We start from the raw sequence: 18905 nt of genomic DNA on the forward strand, positions 1-18905 counted from the left end.
CCCATGGCCCCGGCCGCCGCCGCTCCCATGGCTCCCGCCGCCGAAGCGCAGCCAGCGCCCGCCGCCCAGGCCGACAGCAACGCCGCCGCCGTCAAGGCCGACGCGAGCGACATGAAAGCGGCCGCCCGGGCCGACCAGCCCATGCTGGACGCCAAGCCCGAAGCGACGCAAGCGAAGGCCAAGACCAAGGCCAAGCACCACCGCGCCAAGGTCGCCAAGGCCGAGCAGCCAGACACGATGAAATAAGTCCAGGCCGCCATCGCGCCGCCCACCCAAAAAAATGGGGACGTACCCCATTTTCGGGAAAATGGGGTACGTCCCCATTTTTCTTACATCCCTAACCTTTTTATTAATGGGGGCGGCAAGATCGATAGAAAATATTCGGGGACGTGACACGCTTTTGCGGAAGTGGTGCTACGTCCCCCGCTTTTATTGATAAAAAAATGGGGACGTACCCCATTTTTCAACCTCCCCATTTTCCGCATTCCTTGCTTACACGATGGCGGTCAGCGTTTCGGGCTTGATCTTCGAGGCCAGCAGCTTGCCCTTGCGGGCGCGCTTGCCGATGTGGGCCAGCAGCGTCTCGCCTACCACCCGCAGTTCCTGCGCCTTGGCGCCGCGGCCGATGCCGTTGATCAGGACACCCTTCTGGCTGATCGGACGGGCCGCCACCAGGCTTTCCTTGTCGTCGAGCTCCATCAGGATCACGCCGCGCCCGCCGTTGGTCAGGGTCTTCATCTCGTCCAGGCCGAACACCAGCAGGCGCGCCTGCTCCGATACCACGGCCACGGCGTTGGCCGTGGCCGGCACCACGGCCGGCGGCAGCGGCAGGTCGCCTTCGTCCAGCGTGATGAAGGCCTTGCCGCCCTTGATGCGGCTGACCATGTCGCCGGCCTTGGCCAGGAAGCCGTAACCGGCCGTGGTCGACAGCATCAGCTGGGTGGTGGCCGGTCCAACATAGTAGTGCTGGATCCGCGCCCCGCCCGACAGGTCGACCAGCGTGGTGATCGGCACGCCGTCGCCGCGCGCGTTGGGCAGGGCCGCCACCGGCACCGAGTACACCTTGCCGTTGTTGCCGAAGCCGAGCAGGTTGTCCACCGTGCGGCATTCGAAGGCGCCGTACAGCGCGTCGCCGGCCTTGAAGGTGAACTGGGTCGCGTCGTGGCCGATGCCGGTGCGGGCCCGTACCCAGCCTTTTTCCGAGATGATGACGGTGACCGGTTCGTCCACCACCTTCTGCTCGGCCACGGCCTTCTGCGCTTCCTCGATCAGGGTGCGGCGCGCGTCGCCGTACTGCTTGGCGTCCGCTTCGATCTCGCGGATGATCAGGCGCTTCATGGACGCGGGATTCTCCAGCAAATCTTGCAAGGTCTGTTTTTCCTTGCGCAGTTCGGCCAGTTCCTGCTGGATCTTGATCGCTTCCAGGCGGGCCAGCTGGCGCAGGCGGATTTCCAGGATGTCTTCGGCCTGGCGGTCCGACAGCTTGAAGCGCTCGATCAGGGCCGCCTTCGGTTCGTCCGAATTGCGGATGATGTGGATCACTTCATCGATGTTGAGCAGGATGGTCTCGCGCCCTTCCAGGATGTGGATGCGGTCGTTGACCTTGCCCAGCTTGAACTGGGTGCGCCGCGTCACCGTCTCGAAGCGGAAGGCTATCCACTCCTGCAGGATCTCGCCCAGGCCCTTCTGGCGCGGCCGGCCGTCGCCGCCTATCATCACCAGGTTGATGGAGGCCGACGTTTCGAGCGACGTGTGGGCCAGCAGCATGAGCATGAATTCGGTCTGGTCCTGGTTCTTCGACTTCGGTTCGAACACCAGGCGCACCGGCGCGGCGCGGCCCGATTCGTCGCGGATGGTGTCGAGCGAATTGAGGATCAGCGACTTGAGCGCCAGCTGTTCCGGCGACAGCGCCTTCTTGCCCAGCTTGACCTTGGGATTGGTCAGTTCCTCGATCTCTTCGAGTACCTTCTGCGACGAGGTGCCCGGCGGCAGTTCCGTGACGACGGCCTGCCATTGGCCGCGCGCCAGTTCCTCGATCTTCCAGCGGGCCCGCACCTTCATGCTGCCGCGGCCGGTGGCGTACATGTCCTGGATCTGCGCCGCCGGGGTGATGATCTGGCCGCCGCCGGGGAAGTCCGGGCCGGGGATCAGCGCCATCAGCTCGTCGTGGCCGATCTTGGGATTGCGGATCATGGCCACGGTGGCTTGCGCCACTTCCGTCAGGTTGTGCGACGGGATTTCCGTGGCCAGGCCGACGGCGATGCCGGAGGCGCCGTTCAACAGCACCATGGGCAGGCGGGCCGGCAGCAGGCACGGTTCCTCGGACGAGCCGTCGTAGTTGGGCTGGAAGTCCACCGTGCCCAGGTCGATTTCGTCGAGCAGCAGCCTGGCGATCGGGGTCAAACGCGCTTCCGTGTACCGCATGGCGGCCGCGCCGTCGCCGTCGCGCGAGCCGAAGTTGCCCTGGCCATCGATCAGCGGGTAGCGCAGCGAGAAGTCCTGCGCCATGCGCACCAGCGCGTCGTACACGGACTGGTCGCCGTGCGGGTGCAGCTTGCCCAGCACGTCGCCCACCACGGTGGCCGACTTGCGCGGCTTGGCCGTGGCGTTCAGTCCCAGTTCGTTCATCGAGTACAGGATGCGGCGCTGCACCGGCTTCTGGCCGTCGCACACGTCGGGCAGGGCGCGGCCCTTGACGACGGAGATGGCGTAGTCGAGGTAGGCCCGTTCGGCGAAGGTGGACAGGGTCAGCGTTTCGCCGCCGTCGGTGGGGCCGCCGGGCGGGGTGCCGTCCTGGTCCGGTTCCGGCAACGGTTCGTCAAAGAGATTGGCTTGAGTCATGGTGTGTTCGTATTCGTGTTGTCAGGGGCGCCGCTTAAATGTCGGCCTCGGCCTCGTTGCCGTGTTCCTCGATCCAGGCGCGGCGGGCGGCCGCTTCGCCTTTACCCATCAGCATGTTGAAGCGGGCGGCCGATTCGGTGTGGGCGAATTCGCCCAGGGCCACTGGCAGCAGGCGGCGCGTGTCCGGGTTCATGGTGGTTTCCCACAGCTGTTCGGCGTTCATCTCGCCCAGGCCCTTGAAGCGGGAGATGGCCCAGGCGCCGTCCTTGACGCCGTCCTTGCGCAGCTTGTCCTCGATGGCCACCAGTTCGCCGTCGTCGAGCGCATACAGCTTCTGGATCGGCTTCTTGCCGCGGGCCGGCGCGTCCACCCGGTACAGCGGCGGGCGGGCGATGCAGATGTGGCCCTTGGCGATCAGCGCCGGGAAGTGCTTGAAGAACAGCGTGAGCAGCAGTACCTGGATGTGCGAGCCGTCCACGTCCGCGTCCGACAGGATGCAGATTTTCCCGTAGCGCAGGCCGGTCAGGTCGGGCGTGTCGCCGAAGGTGTGCGGGTCGACGCCGATGGCGACGGCGATGTCGTGGATCTCGTTGTTGGCGAACAGGCGGTCGCGGTCCGTCTCCCACGAGTTGAGCACCTTGCCGCGCAGCGGCAGGATGGCCTGGAATTCCTTGTCGCGGCCCATCTTGGCCGAACCGCCCGCCGAGTCGCCCTCGACCAGGAACAGTTCATTGCGCTGCACGTCCGACGATTCGCAGTCAGTCAGCTTGCCCGGCAGGACGGCCACGCCGGACGATTTTTTCTTTTCCACCTTCTGCAGCGAGCGCAGGCGCGACTGGGCCTGCTTGATCACCAGCTCGGCCAGCTTCTTGCCGTATTCGACGTGCTGGTTGAGCCACAGCTCCAGCGGCGGCTTGGCGAAGGTCGACACCAGGCGCACGGCGTCACGCGAGTTGAGGCGCTCCTTGATCTGGCCCTGGAACTGCGGGTCCAGCACCTTGGCCGAGAGCACGAAGGAGACGCGTGCGAACACGTCCTCGGGCAGCAGCTTGACGCCCTTGGGCAGCAGCGAGTGCATCTCGACGAAGTTCTTGACGGCGCCGAACAGGCCTTCGCGCAAGCCCGATTCGTGGGTGCCGCCGTTCGGGGTGGGGATCAGGTTGACGTACGATTCGCGCACCACGGCGCCTTCCTCGGTCCAGGCCACCACCCAGGCCGCGCCTTCGCCCTCGGCGAAGCCTTCCGCGTCCGGGCCGGCGAACTGCGCGCCCTCGAACAGGGGAATCACGGTCTCGCCGTTGGAGCACTGGGCCAGCGCTTCGGTCAGGTAACCGCGCAGGCCCTCGTTGTATTGCCAGGTCTGGGTGTCGCCGGTCTTGGCGTTGGTCAGCGTGACCGACACGCCGGGCAGCAGCACGGCCTTGGAGCGCAGCAGCCGTTGCAGCTCGACCTGCGAGATCAGGGGCGAATCGAAATACTTGGCGTCGGGCCAGGCGGTGACGCGGGTGCCGGACTTCTTGCCGTCGCGCGGGGCGGGGGCCGACGACAGCGGTTCGACCACGTCGCCGTGCTCGAAGGCCAGCTTGTGCAGGCCGTTACCGTCCGCTTCCTTGCGCCAGACGGTGATTTCGAGCCGCTTGGACAGCGCATTGGTGACCGAGACGCCCACGCCGTGCAGGCCGCCCGAGAAGGCATAGGCGCCGCCCGAGCCCTTGTCGAACTTGCCGCCCGCGTGCAGGCGGGTGAACACGATTTCCACCGTCGGCACGCCTTCTTCCGGGTGCAGGCCGACGGGGATGCCGCGGCCGTCGTCCTCCACGGTGATGCTGCCGTCGGCGTTCTGCGTCACGACGATGTTCTTGCAATGGCCGCCGAGCGCTTCATCGGAGGCGTTGTCGATCACCTCCTGGATGATGTGCAGCGGATTCTCGGTACGGGTGTACATGCCCGGGCGCTGCTTGACGGGCTCCAGTCCCTTGAGGACGCGGATGGATGATTCGCTGTAGTCGGATACGGGTTTTTTAGTGGCCATACGTGGTCAGGCAGTCAATTCGATACTGGGTTTATGTACAGGTTTATGCGGACGCCTGCGTATTCTATCCTCAACGGGCCGCCGTGGTGGCATTCGCGCGGCCGGGATGGGGCGGAAACTGTGGTTAAATAGGAAAAAAAGCAGGTTTAGACACGGTTACGCCCCTATGCCAGTCCCAAATTCCATGCAGAGCGACCAATTTCCCTTCGCCGTGCGGCTGATCGGCTTCGCGCCGGACGACGCGCAGACCCTGGCCGCCCAGCTGGCATGCGCGCCGGGACCGGGGCCGGCGTATTTTTGCCTGTCCGACGACAGTTTGCAAGAGCCCGACCTGCTGATCGCCAACGGCGACGACCTCAAGGCGCTGGCCGCGCTGTCGGCGCTGGCGGCCGGCGCGCTGCGCCCGGCCCTGATTTTGGGCACGCCGGCGCTGGCGCTGCCCTATCCCAGCCTGGAACGGCCGTTCGACTGGGATGCCGTGTACGCGGAACTGGCGCAGCTGGTGGCGCGCCGGGCCGACGCCCTGGCCCGGCTGACGTCGGCCGGGCTGCCACCCGTGCCCGAGCGGCGCCGGCGCGAACGGCTGGACCTGGACCTGACCGATCCGGCCGATTACGCGGCCATGCGGCGGCGCCCCGCGCGCGGCACGGTGCTGGTGGTGGACCATAACGCCACCTTCAGCACCCATATGGGCAAGCTGCTGCAGCCGCTGGGCATTCCCGTCGAGTGGGCCGGCAGCGAGACGGCGGCGCTGCTCACCTGCGGCGCGCGGGCCGTGTCCGTGGCGCTGATCAATACCGCCATCCATCTCGATCCCTATCTGCTGTGCGCCGAGCTGCGCGCCTGCGGCGGCCCGCTGCAGCCGGCCGTGGTGCTGCTGGTGGCGCCGCCCTTCGTGTATGACGCGCGCAAGGGGCGCGAGGCCGGCGCCGAGGGCTTGCTCGACATGCCGGTGACCGATCCGCAACTGCGCAACACCATCAAGAAGTTGATGGGTATCGCCTGACCCGCCTGAACCGCCTGTCTCGCGGGCGCCCCGTGCCGATTTTTTATGCGGCGTTTACGGGGCGGGTTCCGCTTTTTAGCCCGTTTTTACACCTCTCTCATTAAGCTGCTTGCTATCGCCGCGCAGCCGCGCGACGCGACGATAGGGCCGCCGGCCGCTGCTGCGTAGGCCCGCGTCTCACATCCAACATCGAGAGAAAAGCGACATGAAGAAACTGATGCTTGCCACCGCCATCCTGGCCGCCCTTGCCGGCGGCGCCGCCCGCGCGGAGGACGCCGCGCCGGCCGCCAAACCGGACCATGAAACGAGCTTCAATGCCGCCGCCGTATCGGATTACCGCTACCGCGGCATTTCGCAGACCCGGCTGCGGCCCGCGCTGCAGGGCGGTTTCGACTACACCCACAACCCCAGCGGCTTCTACGCCGGCACCTGGCTGTCGACCATCAAGTGGACCAAGGATGCGGGCGGCGGCGGCGACATCGAATGGGACCTGTATGCGGGCAAGCGGGGACAGGTGACCGAAGCCGTCTCCTATGACGTGGGTGTGCTGAGCTACCTCTATCCTTCGAACGGTCTGGCCCACGTGGCCGGCCTTGCCAACGCCAATACCACCGAGACCTACGGCCAGCTCGCGTACGGCCCGATCTGTGTGAAGTATTCGCACGCACTGACCAATCTGTTCGGCTACGCCGACAGCAGGAACAGCGGCTATCTGGATGTGGGCGCCAACATCGAGGCGGGGCAAGGCTTGACCGTCAACCTGCACGCGGGCCACCAGACAGTGAAAGGGACGGACGTAGCCAGCTACACGGATTGGAAAATCGGCGTGACCAGGGACTTCGGCATGGTCAGCGGTGCGCTGGCCGTGATCGGCACCAACGCCAATGAAGCGGCTTATGCTTCGCCGGCCAACGGCAAGTTCCTGGGCAAGACGGCTTTGGTCGTGAGCGTCAGCAAGACATTCTGATCGATCCGCCGCGAACGCAGCGGCAGCTGGCAGCTGGCAGCGTCCGCGGCACCCTCAATTTTACGCAACTAATTGGTTGCATTTATTCCGTGCGTGTCCTATCCTGATCTGGCAACCATGTGGTTGCGTAAGTCAACCGCAATCGATGGAGAGGAGAACCGCAGCATGATGACCGCATCGGAAACCGACCGTATCGAACGCAGCATCCTGATCAACGCCCCCCGCGAGCGGGTGTGGCACGCGCTGTCCAGCGCCGAGCAATTCGGCGTCTGGTTCGGCGCCGACCTGGCGGGGCAGAGCTTCAAGCCCGGCCAGCGCGCCCGTGGCCTGATGACCATGCCCGGCATGGAGCATATGTACCTGGACGTGGTCATCGACCGTATCCAGCCGCAGGACATGTTGTCCTTCCATTGGCATCCCTATGCAGTGGACCCGGCCGTCGACTATACGCAAGAGCAGCCGACGCTGGTGACCTTCACCCTCCAGGACGCGCCGGGCAACGGCATCCTGTTGACGGTGGTGGAATCGGGCTTCGACAACATACCGCAGCACCGCCGGCGCCAGGCGTTCGAGATGCACGGCAAAGGCTGGGAGTTCCAGCTCAAGAACGTGGCGCGTTATGCCAGCGAGTAGTGCACCTGGCCATGGCAGGGCCGGCGGCCCCGATGCGGCGCATGCTGCGTCGAGCGAATCGCTGGCCCATGTCTTCGCCGCGCTGGGCGACCCGACCCGCTTGAAACTGGTGGCCGTGCTGTGTGCCGGCGGTGCGTTTTCGATCGCGCAGCTGACCCAGGGCACGGACATCAGCCGGCAGGGCGTCACCAAGCATCTCAATGTGCTGGCCGAGGCGGGCGTCGTCAGCGACGTCAGGCTGGGCCGCGAACGGCTGTGGCAGCTGGAACCGGCCCGGATAGAGGACGCCAGGCGCACGCTCGAAGCCATCGGCCGCGAATGGGATCAGGCGCTGGCCCGTCTTAAGAGTTTTGTCGAGAAAAACGACTAGAGCAGAAAATCTGGTGAGCCAAGGTATGGCCGTCGAGCGGCAGACTCACTGTGGATTCCATTCTATTTCTCCTTCTGATTTGTTCTGCATTTTTCTATTTAGATCGGCAAATGCGAAAAAGGTTCAAAGCAGGAGAAAGCAGAAAAAAGCAGAAGAAAATAGAAGCGAAAATAGAACCTTGGCCACAAGGTCGCGGAACCGCGCGCCGGGTCCACATCCCTTGCCAGCCGTGGGAGGCATCGCGGCCTTGTCCTGATTATTCTTGCCTGGCGCTTCACTCGCATTCATCCCGGCCAATTTTTACACCTTGTTTTTACACTTTGTTTACACCCCCTCCCCGAGTCTTTACAAAACTTTTAGGCCGTTCCCGCTAACCTTCACAGTGTCAAAACAAGACCTGTGAGGGGCAAAAATGGATTTCGTTTTTATCGGAGCAATCGTGGCCTTTCTGGCCGTGACCGTGGCCTTTGCCGCCGGTTGCGACCAGCTGGGAGGCCGCCAATGAACACCTTTTATGTGATCGGGGCGCTGGCCTCGGCTGGCTTGCTGGTCTATCTGGTGCTGGCTCTGCTCAAAGCGGAGGAACTGTGATGACCATGCAATCGTTGATGCTGCTGGCGCTGTTCCTGATCGTGCTGCTGGCGCTGGCCTACCCGCTGGGCATCGTGCTGGCCCGCGTGGGCGACGGCGCCGCCGTTCCCGGCCTGGGCTGGCTGGGCAAGGTGGAGCGGTTGCTGTACCGCGCGGCCGGCATCGCCGGCCAGGATGGCAAGGTCGAAGGCCAGGGCTGGAAAGCCTACGCCGTGGCCCTGCTGGCGTTCAATTCCCTGGGCGCGCTGGCCGTGTACGGCTTGCAGCGCGTGCAGCAATGGCTGCCGCTCAATCCCCAGGCCATGGCCAACGTCAGCCCGGACTCCGCTTTCAACACGGCCGTGAGTTTTGTCTCCAACACCAACTGGCAGGGCTACAGCGGCGAGCAGACCATGAGCTACCTGACCCAGATGCTGGTGCTGGCGGGCCAGAACTTCTTCTCGGCCGCCACCGGCATCGCCGTGGCCTATGCGCTGATCCGCGGCTTTTCATCGCGCTCGGCCAAATCGATCGGCAATTTCTGGGTCGATATCACCCGTTCCACTTTGTACGTGCTGCTGCCGCTGTCGCTGGTGTTTGCCGTGTTCCTGGTGGGGCAGGGCGCGATCCAGAACTTCTCCGCCTACAAGGAAGTGACCCTGCTCGACCCGGTCACCTACACCCAGCCAAAAACGGGCGCCGACGGCCAGCCGCTGAAGGACGCCAGGGGCGAGCCGGTCATGGAAACGCTGACTGCCACCACCCAGACCCTCGCCATGGGCCCCGTCGCCTCGCAGGAAGCGATCAAGATGCTGGGCACTAATGGCGGCGGTTTCTTCAACGCCAATTCCGCGCACCCGTACGAAAACCCGACGCCGCTGTCGAACTTCTTCCAGATGATCGCCATCTTCCTCATCCCGGCCGGGCTGTGCTTCGCCTTCGGCCGCATGGTGGGCGACCTGCGGCAGGGCTGGGCTGTGCTGGCCGCGATGACGCTGCTGTTCGTCGTCTGCACCGTGGCCGTGATGGGCGCCGAGCAGCAGGCCCACCCCGCGCTGCAGGCGCTGGGCGTGGACCAGCAGATGAGCGCCCTGCAGGCGGGCGGCAATATGGAAGGCAAGGAGACGCGCTTCGGCATCAGCGCCTCGACGTTGTTCGCCGCCGTGACCACGGCCGCCTCCTGCGGCGCCGTCAACGCCATGCACGATTCCTTCATGCCCCTGGGCGGCATGGTGCCCATGCTGCTGATCCAGTTCGGCGAAGTGATTTTTGGCGGCGTCGGCTCCGGCCTGTACGGCATGCTGATCTTCGCCATCATGGCCGTCTTCATCGCCGGCCTGATGATAGGGCGCACGCCTGAATACCTGGGCAAGAAGATCCAGTCCTACGAGATGAAGATGACGTCGATCGCCATCCTCGTCACGCCCACGCTGGTGCTGGCCGGCACCGCCATCGCCGTGCTGACGGAGGCCGGCAAGGCCGGCATCGCCAACCCCGGCGCGCACGGCTTCTCCGAGATCCTGTACGCCTTCAGCTCGGCCGCCAACAACAACGGCAGCGCCTTTGCCGGGCTGTCCGCCAACACGCCGTTCTACAACACCATGCTGGCCGTGGCCATGTGGTTCGGCCGCTTCGCCGTCATCGTGCCCATCCTGGCAGTGGCAGGTTCGCTGGCCGGCAAGAAGCGCCTGGAAGTCAACGCCGGCACCATGCCGACCCATGGCCCCATCTTTGTCGGCCTGCTGGTGGGCGTGGTGGCGCTGGTCGGCGTGCTCAATTACGTGCCGGCGCTGGCGCTCGGCCCCATCGTCGAACACCTGCAGCTGTTCGCCCACTAATCCCAGGAGTAGCAGATGTCACAAGCTCAAATGTCCCAACCAGAGACGGCGATGCTGGCGCAGCCCTCCGCCGGCAAGCTCAATATGTTCGATGCCGGCCTGATGGTGCCCGCCATCGTCGACTCGTTCCGCAAGCTGCACCCGCGCACCCAGCTGCGCAGTCCCGTGATGTTCGTGGTCTACGTGGGCAGCATCATCACCACGCTGCTGTATGGGCAGTCGCTGCTGGGGCAGGGCGAGGCGCGCCCCGGCTTCATCCTGGCCATTGCCGTCTGGCTGTGGTTCACGGTGCTGTTCGCGAACTTCGCCGAGGCCATGGCCGAAGGGCGCAGCAAGGCGCAGGCGGCCTCGCTGCGCAGCCTGAAGCAGACCGTCACGGCCAAGAGGCTTGCCAGCCCGCGGCATGGCGCAACATGGGCGCCGCTGGCGGCCACCGAGCTGCGCAAGGGCCACACCATCCTGGTCGAGGCGGGCGACGTGATCCCCATCGACGGCGAAGTGATCGAAGGCGTGGCCTCGGTTGACGAAAGCGCCATCACGGGCGAATCGGCGCCCGTGATCCGCGAGTCCGGCGGCGACTTCTCGTCCGTCACGGGCGGCACCCGCGTATTGTCGGACTGGCTGGTGGTGAAGGTGACCTCCAATCCCGGCGAGACCTTCCTCGACCGCATGATCGCCATGGTGGAAGGCGCCAAGCGCCAGAAGACGCCGAACGAGATCGCGCTCACCATCCTGCTGGTGGCCCTGACCATCGTGTTCCTGGTGGTGACGGTGACGCTGCTGCCGTTCTCGCTGTTCTCGGTGACGGCGGCCAGGGCGGCGGGCATCGCCAGCGAGCCCATTTCGATCACGGTGCTGATCGCACTGCTGGTGTGCCTGATTCCCACCACCATCGGCGGCCTGCTGTCGGCCATCGGCGTGGCCGGCATGAGCCGCATGATGCAGGCCAACGTGATCGCCACCTCCGGCCGGGCGGTGGAAGCGGCCGGCGACGTGGACGTGCTGCTGCTCGATAAAACGGGCACCATCACGCTGGGCAACCGCCAGGCCTCGGCCTTCTTCCCCGCCCCGGGCGTGACGGAGCAGCAGCTGGCCGACGTGGCGCAACTGGCCTCGCTGGCCGATGAAACGCCGGAAGGGCGCAGCATCGTGGTACTGGCCAAGCAGCGCTTCAACATCCGCGAGCGGGAGATGGCGTCGTTGCACGCCATCTTCGTGCCGTTCTCGGCCAACACCCGCATGAGCGGGGTGGACATCGGCGAACGGGCCGTGCGCAAGGGCGCCGCCGACACGGCAAAAAAATACGTGGAGGCGCTGGGACTGCCCTATCCGGCAGAAGTGACGCGGGCCGTGGACGACGTGTCGCGCCGCGGCAGCACGCCGCTGGTGGTGGTCGATGGCGGCCACGTGATGGGCGTGGTGGAACTGAAGGACATCGTCAAGGGCGGCATCAAGGAGCGCTTCGCGGAACTGCGCCGCATGGGCATCAAGACCGTGATGATCACGGGCGACAACAAGCTGACGGCGGCCGCCATCGCCGCCGAGGCTGGGGTGGACGACTTCCTGGCCGAGGCCACGCCGGAGGACAAGCTCAAGCTGATCCGCAGCTACCAGGCCGAAGGCCGGCTGGTGGCCATGACGGGCGACGGCACCAACGACGCCCCCGCGCTGGCGCAGGCCGACGTGGCCGTGGCCATGAACTCGGGCACCCAGGCGGCCAAGGAGGCTGGCAACATGGTGGACCTCGATTCCAACCCCACCAAGCTGCTGGAAATCGTCGAAATCGGCAAGCAGATGCTGATGACGCGCGGCTCGCTGACCACCTTCTCGATCGCCAACGACATCGCCAAGTACTTCGCCATCATCCCGGCCGCCTTCGTGGGCACCTATCCGGCCCTGAAGGCGCTGGACGTGATGCACCTGGCCAGCCCGAACTCGGCCATCATGTCGGCCGTGATCTTCAACGCGCTCATCATCGTGTTCCTGATCCCGCTGGCGCTCAAGGGCGTGCAGTACCGGGCCATCGGCGCCGCCGCCCTGCTGCGCCGGAACATCTGGATCTACGGCGTGGGCGGCATCGTGCTGCCGTTCGCCGGCATCAAGCTGATCGACATGATACTGGCCGCCTTGCATCTCGTATAACCGTCCCGTTGGCGCCGCCGGCCCCCGGCGCGGGGCGGGCGGCGCGACTATCTTCATCCAGGAGTTACCATGTCTTCCATCATTCGTCCCGCCGTGGTCATGTTCGGCGCCCTGACCGCCATCTGCGGCGTGCTCTATCCGCTGGCCGTGACCGGCATTGGCGCCGCCGCCTTCCCGGCCCAGGCCGCCGGCAGCATCGTCGAAGCGGGCGGCAAGCCCGTCGGATCGGCCCTGATCGGGCAAGCCTTCTCGTCACCCAAATATTTCTGGAGCCGGCCGTCGGCCACCGGCCCCATGCCCGACAACGGCGCCGGCTCCGGCGGCGCCAACCTGGGACCGGACAACCCGGCCCAGACGGACGCCGTCAAGGGCCGCATGGCCGCCCTGCAGGCTGCCGATCCCGGCAACAAGCTGCCCATCCCCGTCGACCTGGTGACGGCCTCCGCCAGCGGCCTCGATCCCGACATCAGTGTGGCCGCGGCCAACTACCAGCTGCAGCGCGTGGCCGCCGCCCGCCGGCTGGCCCCGGCGCGGGTGCGGGCCCTGATCGAGGCCCACCGCCAGCAGCAAACCCTGGGCTTTTTCGGCGAGGCGCGCGTCAATGTGCTGGCACTGAACCTGGCGCTCGACGCAGAAACGGCGCAGACGCGCTAAACTGGCGCCTGTTGGCCAATTTGACAAGCATCCATGTTCCCCACCGATAGCGATCGACCCGATCCGGACGCCTTGCTGGCGCAAGTGCAGGCCCAGGAGCGCAAGGCGGCGCGGGGCAAGCTGCGCATTTATTTCGGCGCCTCGGCTGGCGTGGGCAAGACCTACGCCATGCTGGCGGCCGCCCGCAAGCTGCAGGCCGACGGCCAGCCCGTGCTGGTGGGGGTGATCGAAACCCACGGCCGCGGCGAGACGGCCGCCCTGCTCGACGGGCTGGACGTGCTGCCCCTGAAGCAGATCGATTACCGCGGCAAGCAGCTGGCCGAATTCGACATCGACGCGGCGCTGGCCCGCCGTCCGCCCCGCATCCTGATCGACGAGCTGGCCCATTCCAACGCGCCCGGCTCGCGCCACCCCAAGCGCTGGCAGGACGTGGACGAGTTGCTGGACGCGGGCATCGACGTGCTCACCACCGTCAACGTGCAGCACCTGGAGAGCCTGAACGACGTGGTGGGCGGCATCACCGGCATCCGCGTGGCCGAGACCCTGCCCGACACCGTGTTCGACGCGGCCGACGAGGTGGTGCTGGTCGACCTGCCGGCCGACGAACTGCTGGCCCGCCTCAAGGCCGGCAAGGTCTACCAGCAGCAACAGGCCGAGCGCGCGTCGCAGAACTTTTTCCGCAAGGGCAACTTGATCGCGCTGCGCGAGCTGGCCCTGCGCCGCACGGCCGACCGCATCGAGGACGACGTGCGGGCCTATCGAGTGGAACAGTCGATCGGCGACATCTGGAAGACGGGCGCCGCGCTGCTGGCCTGCGTGGGCCCCCGTCCCGGTGCCGAGCACACGGTGCGCAGCACGGCGCGCCTGGCCAGCCAGCTGGGCACGCCCTGGCATGCGGTCTATGTGGAAACGCCGGCCCTGCAGCGCTTGCCGGCGCCCGAGCGCGAACGGATACTGAACACCCTCAAGCTGGCCGACAACCTGGGCGCCACCACGGCCGTGCTGTCGGGCGACGACGTGGCGGCGGCGGTGGTCGATTACGCGCGCAGCCACAACCTGTCCAAGATCGTCATGGCGCGCGGCGCCCACCACCGGCCGTGGCGCCGCTCCCAGCTGCGCGAGGTGGCCCGCTGCGCGCCCGACATCGACCTGATCGAGATCGGCGCCCCGCGCCAGGACGAGCAGGCCGCGTCGCCGCGCGCGCGGCCCGAGGCGGACGGCGACGGCGAGGAGGACGACGGCAAGCGCCTGGCCGGCTACCTGTGGGCCGGCGGCGCCAGCCTGGCCACGGCGCTGGTGGCCGCGCCCATGCTGGCCTACCTGGACCTGGCCAACATCGCCATGCTGTTCCTGCTGGCCGTGCTGCTGGTGGCGGTGCGTTTCGGGCGCGGCCCGTCGGTGCTGGCCACCTGCGTGAGCGTGGCCTGCTTCGACTTCTTCTTCGTACCGCCCCGTTTCACCTTCGCCATCTCCGACCTGCAGTACCTGGTCACCTTCGCCGTCATGCTGGCCGTGGGCCTGATCACGGGCCACCTGACGGCCGGCCTGCGCTTCCAGGCCCGCGTCGCGTCACGCCGCGAGGCCCGTTCGCGCGCCCTGTACGAGTACGCGCGCGAGCTGTCGGGCGCGCTGCAGACGGAGCAGATCTTCGAGATCACCCAGCGCTTCATCCAGAGCGCCTTCCGTGCCCGCGCCACGTTGCTGGTGCCGGACGACGGCGGCCGCCTCAAGCTGCCGCCGCAGGACCCGTCGGACGCGGCCGCCATGGCCCACCTGGCCGTGTTCGACAGCGGCATCGCCCAGTGGGCCTACGACCACGCCGAGTGCGCGGGCCTGGGCACGGATACGCTGCCGGCCAGCCGCATCTTCTACCTGCCGCTGGTGGCGCCCATGCGCACCCGCGGCGTGCTGGCGATCCAGCCCCAGCACCGGCGCTGGATCATGATCCCGGAACAGCGCCAGCACCTCGACACCTTCGCCGCCCTGGCCGCCATCGCGCTCGAGCGGGTGCACTACATCGAGGTGGCGCAGGACGCGCTGGTCAACATGGAGTCGGAGCGGCTGCGCAACTCGCTGCTGGCGGCCCTGTCGCACGACCTGCGCACGCCGCTCACGTCGCTGGTGGGCATGTCCGAAACGCTGGCCGGTTCGCGCCCGCCGCTGGCGCCGCCCCAGCTGGCGCTGGCCGGCGCGCTGCACGACGAGGCCCAGCGCATGAGCGCCCTGGTGTCCAACCTGCTCGACATGGCCCGCATCCAGAGCGGCGAAGTGACCTTCAACCTGCAGTGGCAGCCGCTGGAGGAAGTGGTGGGCAGCGCGCTGCGCGTGTGCGGCCCCCAGCTCAAGGGGCACGTGGTGGCCACCGGCCTGGCGCCGGACTTGCCGTTGCTGCGCTTTGACGCCGTGCTGATCGAACGGGTGCTGTGCAACCTGCTGGAGAACGCGGCCAAGTACACGCCGCCCGGCTCGCACGTGACCATCGTTGCCCAGCTGCGCGGCGCGTGGGTCGACGTGACGGTCCATGATGACGGCCCCGGCCTGCCGCACGGGCGCGAGGAAGCCATCTTCGAAAAATTCACCCGTGGCGAGCGCGAGTCGGCCAAGCCGGGCGTGGGACTGGGGCTGGCCATCTGCCGCGCCATCGTCGAGGCCCACGGCGGCAAGATCCACGCCGCGCCGTCGCCGGCCGGCGGCGCCGCCTTCGTGTTTTCGCTGCCGGTGGGTAGCCCGCCGCCGCTGCCGGCGCCCGAGCCCGAACCTGAACCGGAGCAGGAGCCGGCGCCGGCGCCGGCGCCGGACTCCCGCCCCGAACCCGGACCGGCGCCCGGACACGCCCCCCGACCTGACCACGGACTTGATGGACGCAACGATGAATGAACCCATGCCGACCGCGCTGCTGGTCGAGGACGAACCGCAGATCCGCCGCTTCGTGCGCAGCGCGCTGGAAGAGGAGGGCTGGCAGGTGCACGAGGCGGCCACGCTGCAGCGCGGCCTGATCGACGCCGGCACCCGCAAGCCCGACCTGGTGGTGCTGGACCTGGGCCTGCCCGACGGCGACGGCGTGGACTTCATCGCCGACCTGCGCAAGTGGTCGGCGGTGCCGGTGATCGTGCTGTCGGCCCGGGTCAACGAGGCCGACAAGATCCGCGCGCTCGACGCCGGCGCCGACGACTATCTGACCAAGCCGTTCGGCGTGGGCGAGCTGCTGGCGCGGGTGCGCGCCACGCTGCGGCGCCAGCGCCAGCCGGCCGCCGGCAACGCCGGCCTGGTGCGCTTCGGCGCGGTGGAAGTGGATTTGCCGAACCGGCGCGTCACGCGCGCCGGCCAGAACGTGCACCTGACGCCCACCGAATACCGGCTGCTGGCGGTGCTGGTGGGCAACGCCGGGCGCGTGATGACCAACCCCCAGCTGCTGCGCGCCGTGTGGGGCCCGTCGCAGGGCGAGAACGGCCACTACCTGCGTATCTACATGGGCCATTTGCGCCACAAGCTGGAGGACGACCCCACCCAGCCGCGCTACCTGCTGACGGAAACGGCCGTCGGCTACCGCCTGCACCTGCCGGCCTGAGGCTGGCGCCCACCACGCCGGCGCGGGCGGCCCGGCCCGCCCGCCATGCCGGGCTAGCACATCTGGAGCCCGGCAAAACTCTCCAAACGTCACATTGTTGACAAACAAACTATCTTATTTTTTTACAAAATTTATGTATCCGTGTGGAAATGTTTATTGCATTTAGCTATAATGTTTCCGCTAATTACCGATTTTGCACTGACCGGTGACCCTGATCGGTCCCTGGCGTCGCGCCGGCCAACCAGGCCGGCCGGCGCCCGGTGACGATGCCTGCATCTGCCCTACCACCAGCAGTACGAATTGTTGCCCCCGTCCTGGCCCGGACCGCATTGCGCGCGCGATGCCCCGGGCAAGGTGCGACCGGCGCCGGCCGTACCTGAATTGCTCAAAATCTAGAGGACCCCCATGTATCAGCTTCCCGTGCCGCGGGACGGCCTGGCGGCGTGCGCGCCTGCCCGTTGCCGGCCCGCGTCCATCGTCGCACCCGCCCCGGCCGCCGCGGCCGGGCCGGCCGTTTCCGCCTGCCGGCTGGCGCTGGCGCTGGCGCCGCCTGGCCGGCCGCGCACGCCTGGGGCCAGGCGCAATCGCAGGAGGCGGCGGCCAACCAGGAGGCGGTGCGCGAACAGGAACGGGCCCGCGTGCTGCGCGAACAGCTGGAACGGCGCCCCGACGTGCGCCTGCCGCCGGCCGCCGCCAGCGGCGACGGCCTGTTGCCGCGCGATGAAACACCGTGCTTCACCATCGCGCGCATCGTGCTCGAGGGGCAGGCGGCGCCGCGCTTCCAGTGGGCGCTGGCGGCGGCCGGCCAGACGGGGACGGGGCAGCCGGACGGCCCGCTCGGCCAGTGCCTGGGGGCGCGCGCCATCGACCAGCTGCTGCAGCGGGTGCAGAACGCCATCCTGCGGCGCGGCTACGTCACCACCCGGGTGCTGGTGGCGCCCCAGGACCTGAGCGGCGGCACGCTCAGGCTGACGCTGATCCCGGGGCGGCTGCGCGCCATCCGCGGCCTGCCCGGCAGCGGCGCGCGCGCCACCTGGTGGAATGCGATCCCGGCCGCCACGGGCGAACTGCTGGACTTGCGCGCCGTCGAACAGGGGCTGGAAAACTTCAAGCGCGTGCCGACGGCCGACGCCGACATCCAGATCCTGCCGGCCGAGGGCGCCGGCGCGGCACCGGGCGAGAGCGACCTGGCCATCCTGTGGCAGCAAGGCTGGCCGCTGCGGGCCAGCCTGTCGCTGGACGACGCCGGCAGCGCCGCCACCGGCAAATACCAGGCCGGCATGACGCTGTCCTACGACCATCCGCTGGCCCTGAACGACCTGTTCTTCATCAGCGTCAACCACGCCCTGAGCCGCGCCCAGTCCAGCGGGCAGGGCGCCACCGTCCATTACTCGCTGCCGTACGGCTATTGGCTGCTGGGCTTCACGGCCGGCGACAGCCGCTACCGGCAGGCGGTGGCGGGCCAGTATCAGCGCTATGTGTACAGCGGCCAGAGCGGCAACGGCGACCTCAAGCTCTCGCGCGTGGTGTACCGCGACGCCGCCAGCAAGAGCACGCTGTCGCTGCGGGGCTGGACCCGCTCCTCGCGCAATTTCATCGACGACACGGAAGTGGAGGTGCAGCGCCGCCGCATGGCCGGCTGGGAACTGGGGGCCGAACAGCATGCCACCGTGGGCGCGGCCACGCTGGAACTGCACCTGAACTACCGGCGCGGCACCGGCGCCTGGCATGCCCAGCGGGCCGTGGAGGAGGCGCGCGGCGAAGGCACGTCGCGCTTCGGCGTACTCACGACGGACGCCACCGTCAGCGTCCCCGTCACCGTGGCCGGGCTGGCGCTGCGCTACCAGGGCGCGTGGCGCAGCCAGCACAACCGCACCACCCTGATCGTGCAGGACCGCTACGCCATCGGCGGGCGCTACACGGTGCGCGGCTTCGACGGCGACAACAGCCTGGTGGCCGAACGGGGCTGGCTGGTGCGCAACGAGCTGGACGTACCGCTGGGCCAGTCCGGCCAGCAACTGTACGCGGGGCTGGACCACGGCGAAGTGGCCGGACCGTCCAGCGCCGCCCTGGTGGGCCGGCGCCTGACGGGCGCCGTGCTCGGGCTGCGCGGCCAGTGGCGGGCGCTGCAGTACGACGGCTACGCCGGCAGCCCCGTGCGCAAGCCGGCCCCGTTCCGCACGGCCCGCTGTACGGCCGGCTTTTCCCTCAATCTGAACTACTAGGCGGGCCGACCCCGCCGGCGCCCCTGCAGGCCCGGCAAGACAGCGCCGCACCGCCGCCA

General features: G+C 67.6%; 14 protein-coding genes. 12 read left to right on the top strand and 2 right to left on the bottom strand.

Features of this window, described 5'->3' with window-relative positions; genetic code table 11:
* Nucleotides 1-246: hypothetical protein (locus AC3WOS_RS26425; RefSeq protein WP_492720023.1), on the top strand; the 246-nt coding region annotated here is incomplete at its 5' end.
* 246 nt (nucleotides 247-492) lie between these two features.
* Here the strand turns inward: AC3WOS_RS26425 and parC are convergent.
* Nucleotides 493-2841: a DNA topoisomerase IV subunit A gene (parC, locus tag AC3WOS_RS26430; RefSeq protein WP_492720024.1), complete on the bottom strand. Its 2349-nt coding sequence runs from the start codon at nucleotides 2839-2841 to the stop codon at nucleotides 493-495.
* Nucleotides 2842-2875: 34 nt separating this feature from the next.
* The gene (locus AC3WOS_RS26435; RefSeq protein ID WP_492720026.1) at nucleotides 2876-4873 is read right to left on the bottom strand and encodes a DNA topoisomerase IV subunit B; all 1998 of its coding nucleotides are present in this window, start codon (nucleotides 4871-4873) and stop codon (nucleotides 2876-2878) included.
* A gap of 184 nt (nucleotides 4874-5057) precedes the next feature.
* Here AC3WOS_RS26435 and AC3WOS_RS26440 point away from each other — a divergent pair, with 184 nt between their 5' ends.
* The 11 genes from AC3WOS_RS26440 to AC3WOS_RS26490 all read left to right on the top strand — a co-directional run bounded on the left by AC3WOS_RS26440 (nucleotide 5058) and on the right by AC3WOS_RS26490 (nucleotide 18846).
* Nucleotides 5058-5879 carry a response regulator gene (locus AC3WOS_RS26440; protein WP_492720028.1) on the top strand — a complete coding sequence of 274 codons (822 nt, stop codon included), beginning with the start codon at nucleotides 5058-5060 and terminating at the stop codon, nucleotides 5877-5879.
* 205 nt (nucleotides 5880-6084) lie between these two features.
* Entirely contained in the window at nucleotides 6085-6846 is a 762-nt protein-coding gene (locus AC3WOS_RS26445) for a TorF family putative porin (RefSeq protein ID WP_492720029.1), read from the top strand.
* Between the two features lie 168 nt (nucleotides 6847-7014).
* Complete coding sequence (locus AC3WOS_RS26450; protein WP_492720040.1) at nucleotides 7015-7479, top strand: SRPBCC family protein; 465 nt, start codon at nucleotides 7015-7017, stop codon at nucleotides 7477-7479.
* Complete coding sequence (locus AC3WOS_RS26455; RefSeq protein ID WP_492720031.1) at nucleotides 7466-7849, top strand: ArsR/SmtB family transcription factor; 384 nt, start codon at nucleotides 7466-7468, stop codon at nucleotides 7847-7849. The genes AC3WOS_RS26450 and AC3WOS_RS26455 overlap by 14 nt, the downstream gene beginning before the upstream one ends.
* 501 nt (nucleotides 7850-8350) lie before the next feature.
* Nucleotides 8351-8440, top strand: coding sequence for a potassium-transporting ATPase subunit F (locus tag AC3WOS_RS26460; RefSeq protein ID WP_182218741.1), 90 nt, complete (start codon nucleotides 8351-8353; stop codon nucleotides 8438-8440).
* The gene (gene kdpA / locus AC3WOS_RS26465; protein WP_492720032.1) at nucleotides 8440-10257 is read left to right on the top strand and encodes a potassium-transporting ATPase subunit KdpA; all 1818 of its coding nucleotides are present in this window, start codon (nucleotides 8440-8442) and stop codon (nucleotides 10255-10257) included. Before AC3WOS_RS26460 ends, kdpA begins: the two co-directional genes overlap by 1 nt.
* A gap of 51 nt (nucleotides 10258-10308) precedes the next feature.
* Complete coding sequence (kdpB, locus tag AC3WOS_RS26470) at nucleotides 10309-12399, top strand: potassium-transporting ATPase subunit KdpB (protein WP_492720041.1); 2091 nt, start codon at nucleotides 10309-10311, stop codon at nucleotides 12397-12399.
* A gap of 69 nt (nucleotides 12400-12468) precedes the next feature.
* The gene (kdpC, locus tag AC3WOS_RS26475) at nucleotides 12469-13053 is read left to right on the top strand and encodes a potassium-transporting ATPase subunit KdpC (RefSeq protein WP_492720034.1); all 585 of its coding nucleotides are present in this window, start codon (nucleotides 12469-12471) and stop codon (nucleotides 13051-13053) included.
* Between the two features lie 33 nt (nucleotides 13054-13086).
* Entirely contained in the window at nucleotides 13087-15930 is a 2844-nt protein-coding gene (gene kdpD, locus AC3WOS_RS26480; RefSeq protein ID WP_492720035.1) for a two-component system sensor histidine kinase KdpD, read from the top strand.
* On the top strand, nucleotides 15923-16621 hold the full coding sequence (gene kdpE / locus AC3WOS_RS26485; RefSeq protein ID WP_492720036.1) for a two-component system response regulator KdpE: 699 nt from the start codon (nucleotides 15923-15925) through the stop codon (nucleotides 16619-16621). The genes kdpD and kdpE overlap by 8 nt, the downstream gene beginning before the upstream one ends.
* A 443-nt stretch (nucleotides 16622-17064) precedes the next feature.
* On the top strand, nucleotides 17065-18846 hold the full coding sequence (locus AC3WOS_RS26490) for a ShlB/FhaC/HecB family hemolysin secretion/activation protein (RefSeq protein ID WP_492720037.1): 1782 nt from the start codon (nucleotides 17065-17067) through the stop codon (nucleotides 18844-18846).
* Nucleotides 18847-18905 lie beyond the last annotated feature (59 nt).

This window comes from Rugamonas sp. FW305-51 (assembly GCF_058786935.1).